Annotated in this window: 13 protein-coding genes and 1 riboswitch; of the genes, 4 read left to right on the top strand and 9 right to left on the bottom strand. The window is 66.7% G+C overall.

From position 1 onward, the window contains the following. Positions 1-186: 186 nt before the first annotated feature. The 3 genes from AB7878_RS13730 to coaE all read left to right on the top strand — a co-directional run bounded on the left by AB7878_RS13730 (position 187) and on the right by coaE (position 3,061). Positions 187-1,458 (top strand): type II secretion system F family protein, encoded by a 1,272-nt coding sequence (locus AB7878_RS13730; protein WP_369495775.1) that lies wholly within the window; start codon positions 187-189, stop codon positions 1,456-1,458. A gap of 140 nt (positions 1,459-1,598) precedes the next feature. Next, the gene (locus AB7878_RS13725; protein WP_369494891.1) at positions 1,599-2,456 is read left to right on the top strand and encodes a prepilin peptidase; all 858 of its coding nucleotides are present in this window, start codon (positions 1,599-1,601) and stop codon (positions 2,454-2,456) included. Then, the gene (gene coaE, locus AB7878_RS13720) at positions 2,453-3,061 is read left to right on the top strand and encodes a dephospho-CoA kinase (protein WP_369494890.1); all 609 of its coding nucleotides are present in this window, start codon (positions 2,453-2,455) and stop codon (positions 3,059-3,061) included. Before AB7878_RS13725 ends, coaE begins: the two co-directional genes overlap by 4 nt. A gap of 69 nt (positions 3,062-3,130) precedes the next feature. Here coaE and ldcA read toward each other — a convergent pair whose 3' ends face one another. From ldcA to AB7878_RS13685, 7 genes are all read right to left on the bottom strand, one after another. Then, a complete protein-coding gene (gene ldcA, locus AB7878_RS13715) occupies positions 3,131-4,072 on the bottom strand; it encodes a muramoyltetrapeptide carboxypeptidase (protein WP_369494889.1) in 942 nt (313 codons plus the stop codon). Between the two features lie 171 nt (positions 4,073-4,243). After that, a complete protein-coding gene (ribB, locus tag AB7878_RS13710) occupies positions 4,244-5,335 on the bottom strand; it encodes a 3,4-dihydroxy-2-butanone-4-phosphate synthase (RefSeq protein WP_369494888.1) in 1,092 nt (363 codons plus the stop codon). 131 nt (positions 5,336-5,466) lie between these two features. Continuing rightward, positions 5,467-6,108, bottom strand: coding sequence for a riboflavin synthase (locus AB7878_RS13705; RefSeq protein ID WP_369494887.1), 642 nt, complete (start codon positions 6,106-6,108; stop codon positions 5,467-5,469). A 125-nt stretch (positions 6,109-6,233) separates the two neighbouring features. Beyond that, a riboswitch (FMN riboswitch) is annotated at positions 6,234-6,409 on the bottom strand. 91 nt (positions 6,410-6,500) lie between these two features. Continuing rightward, positions 6,501-7,715 carry a bifunctional diaminohydroxyphosphoribosylaminopyrimidine deaminase/5-amino-6-(5-phosphoribosylamino)uracil reductase RibD gene (gene ribD, locus AB7878_RS13700; protein ID WP_369494886.1) on the bottom strand — a complete coding sequence of 405 codons (1,215 nt, stop codon included), beginning with the start codon at positions 7,713-7,715 and terminating at the stop codon, positions 6,501-6,503. Between the two features lie 85 nt (positions 7,716-7,800). Then, positions 7,801-8,337, bottom strand: coding sequence for a transcriptional regulator NrdR (nrdR, locus tag AB7878_RS13695; RefSeq protein WP_369494885.1), 537 nt, complete (start codon positions 8,335-8,337; stop codon positions 7,801-7,803). Between the two features lie 98 nt (positions 8,338-8,435). Next, positions 8,436-9,704, bottom strand: coding sequence for a serine hydroxymethyltransferase (gene glyA, locus AB7878_RS13690; RefSeq protein WP_369494884.1), 1,269 nt, complete (start codon positions 9,702-9,704; stop codon positions 8,436-8,438). Further along, entirely contained in the window at positions 9,608-10,513 is a 906-nt protein-coding gene (locus tag AB7878_RS13685) for a DUF817 domain-containing protein (RefSeq protein WP_369494883.1), read from the bottom strand. Before AB7878_RS13685 ends, glyA begins: the two co-directional genes overlap by 97 nt. Before the next feature lie 284 nt (positions 10,514-10,797). Here AB7878_RS13685 and ettA point away from each other — a divergent pair, with 284 nt between their 5' ends. Next, complete coding sequence (gene ettA, locus AB7878_RS13680; protein ID WP_369494882.1) at positions 10,798-12,459, top strand: energy-dependent translational throttle protein EttA; 1,662 nt, start codon at positions 10,798-10,800, stop codon at positions 12,457-12,459. A gap of 250 nt (positions 12,460-12,709) precedes the next feature. Here ettA and AB7878_RS13675 read toward each other — a convergent pair whose 3' ends face one another. Together AB7878_RS13675 and AB7878_RS13670 are read right to left on the bottom strand one after the other, a co-directional pair. Further along, entirely contained in the window at positions 12,710-15,115 is a 2,406-nt protein-coding gene (locus AB7878_RS13675; RefSeq protein ID WP_369494881.1) for a GH92 family glycosyl hydrolase, read from the bottom strand. A 129-nt stretch (positions 15,116-15,244) separates the two neighbouring features. Then, on the bottom strand, positions 15,245-18,334 hold the full coding sequence (locus tag AB7878_RS13670) for a TonB-dependent receptor (RefSeq protein ID WP_369494880.1): 3,090 nt from the start codon (positions 18,332-18,334) through the stop codon (positions 15,245-15,247). Positions 18,335-18,503: the final 169 nt, after the last annotated feature.

The raw sequence follows: 18,503 nt of genomic DNA, 5'->3' as shown, positions 1-18,503 counted from the left end.
CGATTCCCTTGCCAGTCGCGGCTGAAGCCGCTCCTACAACCACCCCTACGCCGTTCCTTTACCCCTCCTGCGCCAGCTGTGGCCGCCGCCACGGTTTCACGGCAGGAAAATGACGTAAGCTTCGGTATCAGAACGGTTCCAGGGCCCGAACGGCCCGCCGGAACGCACCATCAGGGGGGACAGCGCATGGCCACGGCTTCTGCAACTGCCAAGAAGGACACGCGCGCGCTCGGTGCCGAGCGCGCGGCGGTCAGCAAGCTCACCGTCTACGAATGGGTGGCTCTGGACAAGCGCGGCAAGCGCATGAAGGGCGACATGCCGGCGAAGAACGCATCGCTGGTGAAAGCCGAACTGCGCCGCCAGGGCATGAACCCGCAGACCGTGCGCGAGCGCGCCAAGCCGCTGTTCGGCTCCGCTGGCAGCTCGGTCAGCCCACGTGACGTGGCAGTGTTCAGCCGCCAGATCGCCACCATGATGAAGTCCGGCGTGCCCTTGGTGCAGTCCTTCGACATCATTGCAGATGGCCAGAAGAACGTCCGCTTCAAGAACATGCTGATGGACGTGAAGCAGGGCTTGGAAGGTGGCCAGTCGCTGCACGAGGCGTTGGGTCGCTACCCGGTGCAGTTCGACGAGCTGTACCGTAACTTGGTGCGCGCCGGCGAGGCCTCTGGTGTGCTGGACACCGTGCTGGACACCGTGGCCACCTACAAGGAACGCACCGAAGCGCTGAAGAAGAAGATCAAGAAGGCGCTGTTCTACCCGATCATGGTGATTGCGGTGGCCTTCCTGGTCAGCATGATCATGCTGCTGTTCGTGGTGCCGGTATTCGCGCAGACCTTCCACGACGCCGGCGCCGCTCTGCCAGCCCCGACCCAGTTCGTAGTCAGCGCCTCGGAGTTCATGAAGAGCTGGTGGTGGCTGATCATCATCATCGTCATCGGCAGTGTGGTCGGTTTAGTCGCGGGCAAGCGCCGTTCAGTGAAGTTCGCCCATTTCCTCGACCGCGTGACGCTGAAACTACCGGTCTTCGGCAAGATCATGCGCGAGTCGGCGATCGCCCGCTTTGCCCGTACCTTGGGTGTGACCTTCCACGCCGGAGTGCCGCTCGTGGAGGCTCTGGACTCAGTCTCCGGCGCCACCGGCAGCGTGGTTTACGGTGATGCCGTGAAGCAGATGCGTGACGACATCTCGGTCGGTCACCAGCTGCAGTTGGCGATGAAGCAAACCGGACTGTTCCCGAACATGGTGGTACAGATGACCGCGATCGGCGAGGAATCCGGTGCGCTGGACAACATGCTGTTCAAGGTGGCCGAGTTCTACGAGGAAGAGGTGGAGAATGCGGTCGATACTCTCTCCACCCTGCTCGAACCCATGATCATGGTGATCCTCGGCGTGGTGGTGGGTGGCATGGTGATCTCGCTGTATCTGCCGATCTTCAAGCTCGCCGGCACCGTCTGATCGCCGCGTCGCAGGAGCGCACGCTGTGCGCGATGGATTTGGCTTGCGTTTCGATTAGAGCTAAAAGCCATCGCCCACAGGGTGCGCTCCTACGGACAAGCCCGTAAGCTTGGCCGCCCCGTAACCGCCATCCGACCCGCATGCCCGATCTACCCCTGACCGCCTGGATCGCCCTCGCCGCCGTGCTCGGCCTGCTGGTGGGCAGTTTCCTCAACGTGGTGATCCTGCGTCTGCCTGAGCGCATGGCTGCCGAATGGCGGCGCGAGGCACGCGACGTGCTGGAGCTGGAAGCTGGCGACGAGACCCTGCCGCCGGGCATCGTGCGCGAGCCTTCGCACTGCACGCACTGCAAGCATCCCCTGTCGGCCGCGGACAACATCCCGCTGTTCGGCTGGCTGCTGCTGGGCGGACGCTGCCGTTACTGCAAGGCGCGGATCTCGATCCAGTACCCGCTGGTGGAGCTGCTGAGCGGCGTGCTGAGCGCCGTCGTGGTGTGGAAGCTGGGCCCGACCTGGCCGGCGCTGGCCGGGCTCGTGCTGACCTGGACGCTGATCGCGCTGTCCGGCATCGACTTCCGCACCCAACTGCTGCCCGACCAGCTCACCCTGCCCTTGCTGTGGCTGGGCCTGCTGCTGGCGCTGAAGCCGCTGTTCGTGGAGCCCACCACCTCGATCCTCGGCGCCGCGATCGGCTACCTCAGCCTGTGGAGCGTGTACTGGCTGTTCAAGCTGCTCACCGGCAAGGAAGGCATGGGGCACGGCGACTTCAAGCTGCTGGCCGCGCTGGGCGCCTGGATGGGGCCGCTGGCGATCCTGCCCATCGTGCTGCTGTCTTCGTTGATCGGCGCCATCGTGGGCGGCAGCCTGATCGCGCTCTCCCGCCATGAGCGTGGCGTGCCAATGCCGTTCGGCCCGTTCATCGCGATGGCCGGCTGGGTGTGGTTCATCGCCGGCGACGCCCTGCTGCACGCCTACCTGCAGTTCACCGGGCTGCGATGAACAGCTACGTCGTCGCCCTCACCGGCGGCATTGCCGCCGGCAAGAGCGCGGTGACGCGCCGCTTCGCCGCGCTGGGCGTGCCGGTGCACGACGCCGACGTCGCTGCGCGTGAGGTGGTTGCGCCTGGCAGCGAAGGTTTGGCCGCCGTGGTCGCCGCGTTCGGCGACGAGGTGCTGGATGCCGAAGGCCGGCTGGATCGTCCGGCCATGCGCCGCCGCGTGTTCGCCGATCCGGCGGCGCGGCGGACGCTGGAAGGCATCATCCATCCCCGCGTGCGCCATTGGCTGCACGAACGTGCGCTGGCCGACACCACGCCTTACTGCCTGCTGGCGATTCCGCTGCTGGCCGAGAACATCGTGCGCTACCGCTGGGTCGACCGCGTGCTGCTGGTCGATGCGCCAGCGGAGCTGCAACTGGCCCGCCTGATCGCCCGCGACGGCGTCGACGAGGCGCTGGCCCGGCGCATGCTGGAACAGCAGGCGCGGCGCGAGGAGCGATTGACGCTGGCCCACGACGTGATCGACAACAGCGGCGACGAGGCAGCGCTGGATACGGCTGTCGCGAAGCTGCATCAACGCTATCTGGCGCTGGCCGCTGATCGGTAGGAGCGCACCCTGTGTGCGACAGTTCCTACCTCGATCAAGGCGCAAGACAATCGCGCACAGAGTGCGCTCCTACACGTCGCCGGTGGAGGCATTCGGCAAACGCGGGTAGCCCGTGAAATCCAGCCGCGCCTTGCCGCCCTCCACACGCAAGCGTGCCGGCACACCGAACGGCAGGGTGAACTTGTCCGGCACGTGGCCGAACGGCAGGCCGTCCAGCACCGGGATGCCGGCCACGCGGCGGATTTGCGCGAAGCCTTCGCCCAGTCCGTAGCCGTTGTCGTAGGCACTGGGTCGGCAGTCGGTGAAATCGCCGAGGATCAGCGCGCGCTGCCGCCCAAGCACGCCGGACAGGTGCAGCTGGTACAGCAGCCGTTCGATGCGGAATGGCGGTTCGCCCACGTCCTCCACGAACAGGATGCCACCGTCGATGCGCGGGAAAAACGGCGTGCCAAGCAGGCTGCACAGCATCGCGAGATTGCCGCCCCACAGCGCACCTTCGAGATCCAGCGCATGCTCACCGCTGCTGGTCCACTCCGCCGTACCCTGCGCCGCGCGCACGGTGCGCCAGAAGTGCGGCACCGTCAGCGCGCTCGGGAGCTCCGCGCCGAAATCGGGGCCGAGCATGGGGCCGCCAAACGTGACCAGGCCGCTTTTCGCATGCAGTGCCAGCTGGATCGCGGTGAAGTCGCTGTGGCCTACCAGCACCATGCTGGAACCATCCAGCCGTTCGCGCAGCGCGTCGTAGTGCAGGTGTTCCAGCAGGCGCGTGGCACCGTAGCCGCCGCGGATCGCCAACGCGATGTCGGGCAGCGCGTCCAGCGTGGCGAGCGCGTTGAGGTCGGCCGCGCGCTCGGCATCGTTGCCGGCGTAGCGCAGTTCGGTGCGCTCCAGCACGTCCAGGCCATCCACCGCGCAACCGGCCTCGCGCAGGCGGGCCACACCGCGGCTCATCGCGGCGCGGTCGTGCGGGTAGCCGGAGGGGGCGATCAGGCGGACGCGGGTGGTGGGCATGGGAACAGCCGACGGTTGGGACAGCCGATTATGCGGGCAAGCATCTGGCCGGCGCATGGCGAAAATGTTCGCCAGGGCGGCGTAGGAGCGGCTTCAGCCGCGATCATCGCGCTGTCCAAGCTGGACAAATCGCGGCTGAAGCCGCTCCTACAACCGCTCCCACGAACCACATCACACGTGTTCGACGACTTCCAGGCCGAAGCCAGCCAGGCCCACCAGCTTGCGCGGCGTGCCCAGCACGCGCAGCTTGCGCACGCCGAGGTCGGCCAGCATCTGTGCACCCAGGCCGAGTTGGCGCCACTCCTGCTGCTGCGCGTCCTCGGGCGCGAGGGTCGCGGGCTGACGCTTGAGTCGGGCCAGCAGCGCCTCGGGGGTGTCCTCGCCGGACAGCACCAGCAGCACGCCGCGGTCTTCGTCGGCGATGCGGCGCAGTGCACTGGTGACGGTGAGGCCGAGGTCGTCGCGCTTGAGGTGCAGCACGTCGGACAAGGTGTTGCGCACGTGCACGCGGCTCAGCACCGGCGCACCGTCGTCCACCGTGCCGCGCACCAGCGCGTAGTGCAGGCCACGGCGGATCGCGTCGCGCCAGGCCACCAGCCGGAACGGGCCGAATTCGGTTTCGACATCCTCCTCGTGCACGCGCTGGATGGTCTTCTCGGTTTCCAGCCGGTAGCGGATCAGGTCGGCGATGCTGCCGATCTTGAGACCATGCTTCTGCGCGAACACCTCCAGCTCGGGACGGCGCGCCATCGAGCCATCCTCGTGCAGGATCTCGATCAGCACCGCCGACGGCTCCAGCCCCGCCAGCGCGGCAAGGTCGCAACCGGCCTCGGTATGGCCGGCGCGGGTGAGCACGCCGCCGGGCTGTGCGGTGAGCGGGAAGATGTGGCCCGGCTGGGAGAGGTCCTGCGGCTTCGCATCCGACTTCACCGCCACCTGGATGGTGCGCGCGCGGTCGTGCGCCGAGATGCCGGTGGTGACGCCCTCGGCTGCCTCGATCGAGACGGTGAAGTTGGTGTGGTACTGCGAGGTGTTGTCGCTGACCATGGGGCGCAGGCCAAGCTGGCGCGTGCGCTGCTCAGTGAGCGTGAGGCAGAGCAGGCCGCGCGCCTCGCGCACCATGAAGTTGACGTCCTCCGGCCGCACCATCTGCGCGGCCATCACGAGGTCGCCCTCGTTCTCGCGGTCTTCGTCGTCGAGGATCACGACCATGCGGCCGGCGCGAAGGTCGTCGAGGATTTCGGGGATGGTGTTGAAAGGCATGAGATCACCGGTTCGCTTCGTTCTTGCCGGACGTCATTCCCGCGAAAGCGGGAATCCATCCTGCGCTACGTATGAATCGACATGGATTCCCGCTTTCGCGGGAATGACGCCGGGGTGGTGGATGCAGCGGGTCAGGCGAACCCGTGTTGTTTCAGGAATGCCTCGTCCAGCTTCGGTGCACCGCCGCCGCCGATCAGCCGCTCCACGTAGCGCGCGATCACGTCCACCTCGATGTTCACCACATCACCCGCGCGCTTCGCATGGAACGCCGTGTGTTCCACCGTGTGGGGAATAAGGTTGACTCCGAAGCGGTGGCCGGCCACCTCGTTGACGGTGAGGCTGGTGCCGTCGATGCACACCGAGCCCTTGGCGGCGATGTAGCGGGCCAGGTTCGCCGGCATCTCGAAGGTCCAGCGCTGCGAACGGCCGTCGGGCGCGATCGACACCACCTTGCCCAGGCCGTCGACATGGCCGGAGACCAGATGGCCGCCCAACCGATCGGCGAGGCGCAGCGCCTTCTCCAGGTTCACCGGGTCGCCGGCCTTGAGTCCGCCCAAGGTGGTCAGCGACAGCGTTTCGTTGGAGACGTCGGCGCTGAAGCCGCGTGCTTCCAGCGTCACGGCGGTCAGGCAAACGCCGGAGACGGCGACGGAATCGCCCAGCTGCACGTCGGCAAGGTCGAGATTGGCGGTGTCCACGTGCAGACGCAGATCGCCGCCGCGCGGTTCGAGCCGCGCGATGCGGCCCACGGACTGGATGATGCCGGTGAACATCAACGCACCTCCCGACAGGAGGCAGCCGTCTTGCTTGCAATCATCGTGATCATGAAACGTTCTCCACGGATACGGGCGAGAACGCCTCAAGGCATGAGGTCGGCGCGTGGCAGGACCGCGCGTCGAACCGTCTTCTTTCATCCGGACTGTGAGCCGCCCCGCATGCGGGTTGGCCTGACCGTCGGCTCCGGCATTCGACCGGATCTGCTGACCCTTCCCGTTGCGGCGAAGGCGCTCGCGGGCTCGTGTCTTGGGGACACCTACCGCCGGTGGGGAATTTCGCCCCGCCCTGAAGACGCTTGCCGGCGAACCGGCGCGCGCAGTCTAGCACCTGCGCCGGCACCGGCCCGACCCGTCGGCGGAACACGGCGTTCAACCAGGGCGACGCCGAATCAAAGCACCGGATGCAGCCGCAGGCGCATGTCCCGCCCCAGCATGCGCTGGTCGCACAGGCGCAGGCGCCAGCGCGAGGCCATGTCCGCCAGCGGCGGCAGCGCCAGCAGGGGGCGCGCGGCGTCGCCCAGCAGCACCGGCGCGATGTAGAGCAGCAGTTCGTCGACCAGGCCGGCGGCGAACAGCGCCCCGCACAGGGTCGGGCCGGCCTCCACGTGCAGTTCGTTGATGTCGCGCGCGGCGAGCAGGGACAGCACGGCGGGTAGCTCGAAGGCGCCGCCCTGTTCCGCCACCGTAGCGAGTTCGACCCGCGCGTAGCGGTCGTCGCGGCACGCGGCATCCGCGCCATGCAGCACCAGGGTAGGCGTGCTGCCGTCCAGCACGTGGCTGCCGGCGGGGCTGCGCAGCTGGCGATCCAGCACCACGCGCAGCGGCGCGATGGTCACCCCCTCACCCCAACCCTCTCTCCCGGCGAGGCCGGGGGAGAGGGAGCCAAACCCGGCGCCGTGGCTGGCCGAGCCCTCTCCTCCAACCGCACTTTGGGGAGAGGGTTGGGTGAGAGTGGCTGCTGCACCGCCCAGCCGCACGGTGAGGCGGGGATTGTCCGCCAGCACGGTGCCGCTGCTGGTGAGGATGGCGCTGCTGCGTGCGCGCCAGCGCTGCACGTCGGCGCGGGCGGCCTCGCCGGTGATCCACTTCGACTCGCCGTTGGCGAGCGCGGTGCGGCCGTCCAGGCTCATCGCCAGCTTCACGCGCACGAAGGGGCGGCCGCGTTCGATGCGGCTGAAGAAGCCGCAGTTCAATTCACGCGCCTCATCGCGCAGCAGCCCGGTGTCCACGGCAATGCCGGCAACACGCAGTTTTTCGATGCCGCGCCCGGCCACTTGCGGGAACGGGTCTTCCGCAGCGATCACCACCCGCGCCACGCCGGCGGCGACCAGCGCATCCGCGCAAGGCGGCGTGCGGCCGTGGTGGGCGCAGGGTTCCAGCGTCACATAGGCGGTGGCGCCGCCGGCGCGCTCGCCGGCCTCGCGCAGCGCGAACACCTCGGCATGCGGCTCGCCAGCGCGCCGGTGCCAACCGGCACCGACCACCTCATCGCCGTGCACGATCACGCAGCCCACGCGCGGGTTGGGCTGGGTGGTGCAAAGGCCGCGCTTGGCGAGGCGCAGGGCGTGCGCCATGTGGGTGTGGTCGGAGGAGGTGAAGCTCATGCGGGTCATCCACTCCCAGGAAGGGTGAGGGCGCGGCCGTCCCTTGACCCCGACCCTCTCCCCGGCGGGGAGAGGGAGAAAAGCGTCAACCCTTGCGCGGGCGACGCGGCTCCGCAACCGCGGCTTCGCCGCCGGCCAGCAGCGACAGCTGCAGTTTCTCCAGCTCCGGCAGGTCGTGCTCCAGCTTCGCGATTTCCTCGAGGAAGGCTTGCACGTCCTCGAACTTGCGATAGACCGAGGCGAAGCGCACGTAGGCCACCTGGTCGAGCTTCTTCAGCTCGCGCATCACCAGTTCGCCGACCTGGCGCGAAGGCACTTCGCGCTCGCCGCTGCGGCGCAGATCGTTGATGATCTCGCGCACCGCGGCATCCACCGCGTCGCTGGCCACGGGCCGCTTCTGCAGCGCGCGTTCGAAGCTCACCCGCAGCTTGCGCTCGTCGAAGGCTTCGCGCCGCTCGCCGCTCTTCACGATCGCCGGCAGCTTCAGCTCCGCCGTCTCGAAGGTGTTGAAGCGTTCGCCGCACTGCGGACACTCGCGACGACGGCGCACGGTGGCGCCGTCCTCGGTGAGCCGCGAGTCGATCACGCGGGTGTCTTCGTGCTGGCAGAAGGGGCAATGCATAGGGGCTTAGGAGTGAGAGTAGAGAAGTGAGGAGCGAGAGGAAAGCATCAGCACCGGCTTTCTCTCACTTCTCACTCCTCTTCACCCACTTCTCGCTTTCAGCCGTAGACCGGGTACTTCCTGCACTGCGCCTCGACCTTGGCGCGCACAGCGGCGATCACCTTGTCGTCGTTCGGCGCATCCAGCACGTCGCAGATCCAGTTCGCCAGTTCCACGCAGTCGGCTTCGAGATAGCCGCGGGTGGTGACGGCGGGGGTGCCCACGCGCAGGCCGGAGGTGACGAAGGGTTTCTGCGGGTCGTTCGGCACGGCGTTCTTGTTGACCGTGATGTGGGCCTTGCCCAGCGCGGCTTCCGCGTCCTTGCCGGTGATCGGCTTGCCGATCATGTCGACCAGCATCAGGTGGTTCTCGGTGCCGCCGGAGACGATCTTGTAGCCGCGCGCGATGATGGTCTTGGCCATCGCCTTGGCGTTCTTCACCACCTGCGCCTGGTAGGTCTTGAACTCCGGCTCCAGTGCTTCCTTGAACGCCACCGCCTTGGCGGTGATCACGTGCATCAGCGGGCCGCCCTGGATGCCGGGGAACACGATGGACTGCAGCTTCTTCTCGATCTCCTCGGCCGCCGCGCCCATGCCCTGCTTGCTCGCCACGATCAGGCCGCCGCGCGGGCCGCGCAGCGTCTTGTGCGTGGTGGAGGTGACCACGTGAGCGTGCGGCAGCGGGCTGGGGTACACGCCCGCGGCGACCAGGCCGGCGACGTGGGCCATGTCCACGAACAGGTACGCGCCGACCTTGTCGGCGATGGCGCGGAAGCGCGCCCAGTCCATCACCTGCGAATAGGCGCTGAAGCCGGCCACGATCATCTTCGGCTGGTGCTCGACGGCGAGGCGCTCGACCTCGGCCATGTCCACGATGCCGTTGGCGTCCACGCCGTACTGCACGGCGTGGAGGATCTTGCCGCTGAGGTTGACCTTGGCGCCGTGGGTAAGGTGGCCGCCGTGTGCCAGGCTCATGCCGAGGATGGTGTCGCCCGGCTGCAGCAGCGCGAAGTACACCGCCTGGTTGGCCTGCGAGCCGGAATGCGGCTGCACGTTGGCGTACTCACAGTCGAACAGCTGCTTGAGGCGCTCGATGGCCAGCTTCTCGGCCACGTCCACGTACTCGCAGCCGCCGTAGTAGCGCTTGCCGGGATAACCCTCGGCGTACTTGTTGGTGAGCTTGGAACCCTGCGCTTCCATCACCCGCGGGCTGGCGTAGTTCTCGGAGGCGATCAGCTCGACGTGGTCTTCCTGGCGCCGCCCTTCGTCGGCGATGGCCTGGGCCAGTTCGGAGTCGTAACCGGCGATCGTGCAGTCCTTCGGGAACATTCGGGCCTCTGCGGGCAAGGGGGCGGGGATGAATCGCGAAATTGTAACGCCGCCGGGAGGTTGCGGCCACTGCCCGGCCGCTGGCGGTGCAAGGCGGACACCATCACGTAGCTGATGATCATCAGCAGCAGCCACGCGCCCAGCTTGCCGAACGGCACCCAGTGCCAGCCATGCCGCTGTGTGGGATACAGCCAGGCATGGCTGAAAGTGCCCACGTTCTCCGCCAGCCAGATGAACAGCGCCACCAGCACGAAGCCCAGCAGCAGCGGCATGCGCCGGTGCGTGCGGCGGATGCGGAAGTGGATCCGGCACGGCCCGAACAGCCACGCCACTGCCACGAACAACAGCGGCCGCGCATCCGGCAGGTAATGGTGGCTGAAGAAGTTGAGGTAGATCGCCACGGCCAGCGCCACCGTCGCGGCGAACGGCGGATGCCGGGTGAAGCGGAAGTCGAACAGCCGCCACGCGCGGGCGATGTAGCTGCCGACCGCCGCGTACATGAAGCCGGTGAACAGCGGCACCCCGCCCAGCCGCAGCAGCGAGGATTCCGGGTAATTCCACGAGCCCACCGCCGTCTTGAACAGTTCCATCGCCGTGCCCACGACATGGAACAGCAGGATCACCCTCGCTTCCTCGCGACTCTCCAGCTTCGCGGCCAGCAGGATGCCCTGGATCGCCAGGGCAGCCACGGTCAGGAAGTCGTAGCGCGCCAGCCACGCGTCACGCGGATACCAGCGCCAGCTGGCCAACAGCAAGGCCACCATCAGGCCGCCGAACAGGCAGGCAGCGGCTTGCTTGAGGCCGAACACCACGAATTCGTGGGCAAAGACGGCAAGCCGGCCGCCAGGACGTGCCCAATACGCCACCCGCCGATCCAGCCTGAGCAGCGCCCGCCTTGCTCCGTCTGCCACGCCATCCATTCGTCCATCCCGATCCCGGCCGCACCGGCAGCAGCTTGCAAGGGGAATCGGGCCGCGAACGGCGCCCGGCATGGCGGCAAAACGGCCTATCGGCGATAATTGGCGGTCTTTATCCCACCTACCCGTCCGGACCGCGCCAGCAGTGGCCGGCGCACCGCAGCCAGGGAGCACGCATGCAATACATCTACACCATGAACGGGGTGAGCAAGATCGTCCCCCCGAAGCGCCAGATCATCAAGGACATCTCGCTGTCGTTCTTCCCCGGCGCGAAGATCGGCCTGCTCGGCGTCAATGGCGCGGGCAAGTCCACCGTGCTGAAGATCATGGCCGGCGTGGATACCGACTTCCAGGGCGAGGCGCGTGCGCAACCCGGCACCAAGATCGGCTATCTGGCGCAGGAGCCGGATCTGAACCCTGAAAAGACCGTGCGCGAAGTGGTCGAGGAAGGCGTGTCGGTGATCCTCGACGCACAGAAGCGGCTGGAAGAGGTCTACGCCGCCTACGCCGAGGAAGGCGCCGACTTCGACGCGTTGGCCAAGGAGCAGGAGCAGCTGGAAGGCATCCTGGCCGCGAACGACGCTCATGCGCTGGAGCGCCAGCTGGAAGTGGCCGCTGACGCGCTGCGCCTGCCGGCGTGGGACGCCAAGGTCGGCCCGCTCTCCGGCGGCGAGAAGCGCCGCGTGGCGCTGTGCCGCCTGCTGCTGTCCAAGCCGGACATGCTGCTGCTGGACGAACCGACCAACCATCTCGACGCCGAATCCGTCGACTGGCTGGAGCAGTTCCTGCACGACTACCCCGGCACCGTGGTGGCGGTGACGCATGACCGCTATTTCCTGGACAACGCCGCCGAGTGGATCCTCGAACTCGACCGCGGCCGCGGCATCCCGTGGAAGGGCAACTACACCGAGTGGCTTGAGCAGAAGGATGCGCGCCTGAAGCAGGAAGCCAACCAGGAGAAGTCGCGCCAGAAGGCGATCGAGAAGGAACTGGAGTGGGTGCGCTCGGCCGCCAAGGGCCGCCAGTCCAAGGGCAAGGCGCGCCTGGCCCGCTTCGAGGAGCTGAACTCGGTCGACTACCAGCGTCGCAACGAGACCAACGAGATCTTCATCCCGCCGGGCGAGCGCCTGGGCCAGGAAGTGATCGAGTTCAAGAACGTCACCAAGTCGTTCGGCGACCGCGTGCTGATCGAGGACCTCTCGTTCAAGGTGCCGCCGGGCGCGATCATCGGCGTGATCGGCCCGAACGGCGCCGGCAAATCCACCCTGATGAAGATGATCATGGGCAAGGAGTCGCCGGACACGGGCGAAGTGAAGCTGGGCCACACCACCAAGCTGGCCTACGTCGACCAGTCGCGCGACGCGCTCGATCCGAAGAACAACGTGTGGCAGGAAGTGTCCGGCGGCTCGGACATCCTCACCATCGGCAACTTCGAGATCCAGTCGCGCGCCTACATCGGCCGCTTCAACTTCAAGGGCACCGACCAGCAGAAGATCGTCGGCAGCCTGTCCGGCGGCGAACGCGGCCGCCTGCACATGGCCAAGACCCTGCTGCAGGGCGGCAACGTGCTGCTGCTCGACGAGCCGTCCAACGACCTCGACGTGGAAACCCTGCGCGCGCTGGAAGACGCGTTGCTGGAATTCCCCGGCAGCGCGATCGTGATCTCGCATGACCGCTGGTTCCTCGACCGCATCGCCACCCACATCATCGCGTTCGAAGGCGACTCGCACGTGGAGTTCTTCCCAGGCAACTACAACGAGTACGAGGCCGACAAGAAGCGCCGCATGGGCGACGAGGCGGCCAGGCCGCATCGCGTGAAGTACAAGAAGCTGGCTTGAGGGCAGGAAGGTGGGGTGAAGCTTGCCCACTTTTACTGCGCGAATATTGCGAGGATCTGAAACCGTCCTCGCCGTCATTCCGGCGAAAGCCGGAGGTGTTTTTCAACAGCCGCAGGCTGGTCATCCAGTCGAACACTCGTGCGAAGCACGCAAAACCTGTTTCGTGTGCTTCGCACGCATACTTCACTAGATTCCGGCTTTCGCCGGAATGACGAGCGGGGACAAGCTCTCGCTGGCCCCCTCTATTCACTCACTTCCCGTTTCCGGCCCCACCCGCCGACATCGACGGCGGCGCATCGGCCGGATCAGTGCCCCAGGCCTTGTTCGGCGCAGGCCCCATCGTAAGCACCAGAGTGGCGCCGTTCGCGATGTCCGCCTGGCTGAACCAGGGTTTGTTCCACGGCTTGCCGTTGAGTGTGGCGGACTGAATGTAGAGGTTCTTCGCCGAGTTGTTGCGCGCGACGATCTCGAGGATTTTGCCGTTGCCCATGTGCAGGCGGACGCGGTCGAAGATCGGGCTGCCGAGGATGTAGTCCGGCATGGACGGATCGACCGGGTAGAAGCCCATCGCGCTCAACACGTACCAGGACGAGGTCGAGCCCTGGTCGTCCATGCCGGGGAAGCCGTAGCCGCTGGCGTCGCTGCCGTACATCTCGGCGAGGATGCGTCGCGCCAGCGCCTGCGTCTTCCACGGCTGGCCGCTCCACGCATACAAGTAGGCCGCCTGCTGGTCGGGCTGGTTGCCCTGCACGTATTGCCCGATCAGGCCGGTGCAGTCGCGGCAGATGCCCTTGGCCGTGTAGGGCGTGGAGAAGAACGCGTCGAGCTTGGCGTTGAACGCGGCGCGCCCGCCGAGCAGGTCGATCAGGCCCTGCACGTCGTGCGGCACCAGCCACAGCGTGGACCAGCCCGAGGCCTCCTTCATCATGAAGTTGTAGTACGGCTCGCCCGGATCGAACGGCGAAATCCACTTGCCGTCCGCGGTCCTGCCGCGCATGAAGCCGGTCGACGGGTCGAACACGTTGCGGTAGTTCGCGGCGCGGCGCAGGAACATCTGCGCGTCGTCCGTCTTGCCGAGCCGGCGCGCGACGTCGGCCAGTGCGTGATCGTCCCAGGCGTATTCCAGCGTGGTGGCCACGCCCGCCTTGCCGCCCGCATACGGCGGGCTCGGATTCCCCGGCGGCACGATGTCGGAGATCCAGCCGTTCTTCATGTATTCGGCGAGATAGCCGCGCGGCCCGTGGGGGTCGGTCGCGTTCTTGCGCAGGTATTCGTAGGCAGCGGCGTAATCGAACGGGATGCCGCGCTGCCACGCACCGTCGTAGAGCAGCACGGCGTGGTCGCCATGGAACGAGGTGTCCATGTAGCCGCGTTCGCGCGCGCGATCCAGCTCGGAGCGCATGATGTCCTGCACGACCTTGGGTTCGAGCAGCATCAGCAGCACGATCTGGTTGCGACCGGTATCCCAGAACGGCACCGGGCCGTAGCGGTCGTAGCTGGCGACGTGGATCTTGCCGTCCGCGCCGGTGAAGCGTTCGCCCTTGTGCGCCAGCAATCGCGGGCTGGCGAAGGAGTGGTACAGCGTCGAGTAGAACAGCATGCGCTGCTTCGGCGTGCCGCCGCTGACTTCGACGCGGTCGAGCCATCGCGCCCACGCCGCGCGCGCCTGGGCATGCACGCGCTCGAAATCCCAGCCTGGATCTTCGTCGCGCAACCGCTGCTCGGCTTCGTCGGCACTGTGGCCGTGGGCGATCTTCACCAGCACCTGCTCGCCGGCCTGGGTGTCGAAGCTGACGTAGGCGCCCGCGTAACTGCCGGACACCGCACGCCGGTCCGGTTGCACGTCCGCGTCGCCGATGCCGTAGCCCTCGTGATCGTGGTTCGCGTGGAAGGTGCCGAATCCGGCGAACGGCCGCGAGAACTCGGCGACGAACCAGGCGCCGTCCGAGTCGCGTTCCGGGCGCCCGCCCGTGGCGACACCGCGAATGGTGTGGTCGTCGACCACCTCCACGTTGCCGCCGGAGCGGCGCAGGTTGATGACGACATTCGAACGGTGGCTCGCCGGGAAGGTGAAGCGCATCAGGCTGGTGCGCTGTGTCGCCGTGAGCTCGACCCTGGTGTGGAAGGTGGCCAGGTCCACCGTGTAGTAGCCCGGCGACGCCTTCTCGCTCGCCTTGTCGTAAGTCGACTGCGCGTAGTCGGGCGGCATGGTCCAGTCGCCCACTACCGGCATGATCATCGGCGATGCCTGGCCGCCATAGGTCGAGCCGCCGCCGGTGAATCCGATCATCGTCGGATTCGGGTAGTAGTACGACATGCCGACGCCCGCGGGATAACTGAGATCGACATTGAGGTTGACCGGCGTCGCCTCGGTCGGGCTTTGCGGCAGGCTCGCACCCGGCGAGGTCATGCCCGAATACAGCGGCTCGCCCGGCGGCGGCGCGTTGCCGATCAGCGACTGCCGGTCCAGCGGCGCGGTGCCGACCAGCGGGTTCGCCTCGTCGACGGCCTGCGTCGCATGCTGCAACGCGTTGTCGCCTTGGGCATGGACTGCGCCCATGGTTCCAAGTGCAAGGGCTGCCATCGCGAAGACCTGTGCAAGGTGCCTGCGGGTCGATGAAGCGCGGCGGCAAGAGAGTGCGGAAAATGGATGCATGGTCCGTTCCGGTGCGTGCATGAATGAAGGCGCGTCATCCGTCACGCCGGCGGCGCTTTGCTCCCTCTCCCCGACGGGGAGAGGGAGCAAAGCTCATGGGCAGGCCAAGATTGAACCCGCCCGTCGTGCTCAATCGCCGGAGCCGAACTTGTACGTGACGCCCATGTAGTACTGGCGTCCCGCATATTCCAGCTGATTGAGCCGCGCCGTCGTGTCGCTGCCAAGATACGAACGCGGCTTGGCACGCGTCAGGTTGATGATCGACGCGGTCACCATCAGGTGCTTGTTGAACTGGTAGTCGCCGTTCAGATCGACCTGGTGGTAAGGCTCCGTGTAGACCGGCAGGCCGGCGGCAAGCCCTTGCATGGTGCGGCCCGTCCAATTGCTGGTGGCACGCAGCAGCAGGCCATGCTTCTCGTAGAACAACGACACGTTCGCCGCGTACTTGGCGCTGCCGATCAGTTCCGACTTGCCCACCTGGGTGTCGCCGAGCGAAACCGCGGTTTCGTTGGTCTTGTTGAGCGTGTAGTTGGCGATGTAGCCGAAGCCCGACTGGAAGGTGTGCTGCGTGTAGAGCTCCACGCCCTTGGAGGTGCCCGAGCGGCCGTTGGCGTTGGTGCTGTATTGCAGGAAGTTCTCCTGGGTGCCGCCGACATCCACGTTGATATTGTTGACGGTGACCGGCACGACGAAGTTCTTCACCTTCTTGTCGAACAGATCCAGGCCGACGACCGATTCGGGCGCGTAGTACCACTCGCCCGCCAGGTCGAACTGGGTGGCCGTGAACGGCTTGAGATCGGCGTTGGCGCCGCTGCCGTACCAGCCCGGAGGCGGCGCGCCGAACTGCTTGCGGTCGTTGTAGTACGCCTGCGTGTTGTTGGTGAGGCTGCCCAGCTGGGCGAGGTCGGTGTAGTTCGCGCGGGCCATCGCCTGCGAGCCGGCGGCGCGCAGCACGAAGTCGTCCGCAACGGTCCACGCGACGTTGAAGCTGGGCAGGAGCTTGTTGTAGCGCTTGGAGGTGGTGGCGTTGGAGTACGTCTGCACCACCGACTGCTCGCGCGGCAGGTACTGGAAATCGCCCGGTGCGCACGGGCCGCCGCCGGCGTTCACGCCGCTGGCCGGGCAGATCAGGATGTTGCCGCTCGCGTCGTGGTAGTACACCGCATTGTTGGTGGTGATCTGGTCGGCGACGGTGAGGTCCTGCTGCGTGCTGACGAAGCGCAGGCCCACGTTGCCGCGCAGCGTGCCCGTGTCGAAGTTCGCCTGCACGTAGGCCGCCGAGATCTTTTCCCGGACCGTGGATTTGTCTTCGGGGTGGTTGTAGACCACCCGGTCGTAGGTGGAGTTGAGGTGACTGTAGTAGGCCGGGAAGTTGATCGCCGGGAAGATGCTGTCGTTGTAGGCCTCGGTGTTGCCGTCGAGCATGCCCGGTTCGAGGAAGCCCGCCGGCAGCTGGCCGGCATTCGGGTCGCAGGTCTGGAACTGCAGCGTGGTGCCCTTGCAGTACCAGCGCAGCTCGTTGTTCTGCTGCTCGGCGCGGTTGTCGCGGTACTTCGCGCCGAACTGCAGCGATTGCAGCCAGCCGTTGTCGAAGGCCCAGGTGAAGTCCGCCTGGGCGAAATTCTGCGAGGTGCGGGTATTGACCATGTTGGAGCCGGTCGAACCGAGATCCACCTGACCCTCGCCGGCCAGCATGTTCTGCAGCACGTCGGGCGCCGCCGTGATGGTCGGCTTGCCGTTCAGCGTCCACGCGGCCCCGTTGCTGCCGTCCACCCACTGGCCGTTGACGAAGTTGCGCGGCTTGGCCGCCATGCCCAGCTCGATCGACGGGCCGCCCGTCGCCCAGGTGCGGCCGACGTTGAACGTCCCGCTGAGGTCGCCGCCGTTGTCCCACTCGCCTTCGAGGTTGAGGGTCTGCGAGGTGGCCTTCTCCACGGAGTAGTTGCCGTTGAGCCAGGGGATCTCCGTGGAGCAGACGTCCACCGGCTGCCGTTGCGCGCCAGTGCTGGGGTTCGTCGTCGCGTTGCAGCCCTGGCCCGGGGGCGGCAGCACGTAGTTCGCACCAGTGACGACGGTGTGCGAGGGATCGAAGGTCAGGCCATTGGGAGCGAGCAGCCGGCCCTGCTGGTCGTCAAAATTGTTGTTGCTGGGCAGGCCCCACTCGGGAACCTCCAGGGTATTGGTGATCTGGGTCTGCTGCCGCTGGAAGCGGAAGTAGTTGCCCGTCAGCAGGAAATGGTCGCTGGGCTTGAGCTGCATGGTGGCCTGGACGCCCTTGGTCTTCAGGTCCAGCTGGTTCCGGCTGGTGGAGAACTGCTGCGGCATCCAGTAGCCCGAATACTGTTTGCCGGACTGGTCGACCTCGCCGTTGCCCCACAGGTCGATGTTGGAGGCCACGGCCGGGTCGTACTGGTTGCCATGCACATCCGTGGGCGGCTGGGTGCACGTTGCGACGTCGGAGCAGTTGTCGGCCCACCAGTGCCAGCTCGACGCATTGGCCGTGTAGTCGATGTCCCGGCGCTTCTGGTAGGTGCCCGCGAGCAGGACGCCAAAGGTCTGGTCCTTGTTCTTCCACGACCACAGCGCCGAGACCTGGGGGGTGATCTTGCCGCTGTTGTCGGAGCCCGCACCGTTGACGGACACGAAGCCGTCGTTCGCCTTCATCTCCAGCGGGCGGCGCGTGCGCAGGTCCACGTTGCCGCCGATGCCGCCTTCGTCCAGGCGCGCCTCCAGGCTCTTGTAGAGCTTGATGTCCGAGAACATGTTGGCCGGCATCATCGAGTAGTTGAACGAGCGCGTCAGGCCGGCCGAGGTATCGGCCGAGGCCACGTAGTTACCGTTCAATTCCGTCAGCGTCAGCTCGGGCGCGAGGCCGCGGATGCTGACCGTCTTGCCTTCGCCGGATTCGCGGGTGATGACCACGCCGGGCACGTGCGCCAGCGCATCGGCGATGTTCTTGGCGGGGAACTGCGCGATGTTCTGCGCGTTGATGACCTCGACGATGGCGTTGGAATCGCGCTTGTCCTGCAGGTTCTGGTCGATCGACTGGCGGTAGCTCGTGACGACCACGCCCGGCAGGAGGATCGGCTTTTCGTTCTTGTCGTTCTTTTTCTTGCCTGCCGTCTTTGCCGTCGTGCCGTCGGAGGTCTGCGTGCCGTCGGAGGTTTGTGCCGGCGGTGGCGTCGCGGTCGCGACGGGCGTCGTCGTCTGGGCGGCCAAGGCGGTCGCGGGGATTCCGAGACCGGCTAGCGACAGGCTCGCCGCGGCTAATGCGACGTAGAGCGGTTTGCGGGCAAAGGCATGAGGCAGACAAGTCATCTTCAGTATCTCCGTTGATGTGCGTTCTTGTGGAATCGGCGCAAGGCACTCCGTTCGATCGCATGAACCG

Source organism: Rhodanobacter humi, from assembly GCF_041107455.1.
GTDB lineage: Bacteria > Pseudomonadota > Gammaproteobacteria > Xanthomonadales > Rhodanobacteraceae > Rhodanobacter_A.
This window is presented reverse-complemented; position numbering and strand designations above follow the sequence as displayed.

Coding starts and splice junctions, on each gene's coding strand:
- AB7878_RS13730 (WP_369495775.1), top strand. CDS start 187: ATGGCCACGGCTTCTGCAACTGCCAAGAAGGACACGCGCGCGCTCGGT.
- AB7878_RS13725 (WP_369494891.1), top strand. CDS start 1,599: ATGCCCGATCTACCCCTGACCGCCTGGATCGCCCTCGCCGCCGTGCTC.
- coaE (WP_369494890.1), top strand. CDS start 2,453: ATGAACAGCTACGTCGTCGCCCTCACCGGCGGCATTGCCGCCGGCAAG.
- ldcA (WP_369494889.1), bottom strand. CDS start 4,072: ATGCCCACCACCCGCGTCCGCCTGATCGCCCCCTCCGGCTACCCGCAC.
- ribB (WP_369494888.1), bottom strand. CDS start 5,335: ATGCCTTTCAACACCATCCCCGAAATCCTCGACGACCTTCGCGCCGGC.
- AB7878_RS13705 (WP_369494887.1), bottom strand. CDS start 6,108: ATGTTCACCGGCATCATCCAGTCCGTGGGCCGCATCGCGCGGCTCGAA.
- ribD (WP_369494886.1), bottom strand. CDS start 7,715: ATGAGCTTCACCTCCTCCGACCACACCCACATGGCGCACGCCCTGCGC.
- nrdR (WP_369494885.1), bottom strand. CDS start 8,337: ATGCATTGCCCCTTCTGCCAGCACGAAGACACCCGCGTGATCGACTCG.
- glyA (WP_369494884.1), bottom strand. CDS start 9,704: ATGTTCCCGAAGGACTGCACGATCGCCGGTTACGACTCCGAACTGGCC.
- ettA (WP_369494882.1), top strand. CDS start 10,798: ATGCAATACATCTACACCATGAACGGGGTGAGCAAGATCGTCCCCCCG.
- AB7878_RS13675 (WP_369494881.1), bottom strand. CDS start 15,115: ATGCATCCATTTTCCGCACTCTCTTGCCGCCGCGCTTCATCGACCCGC.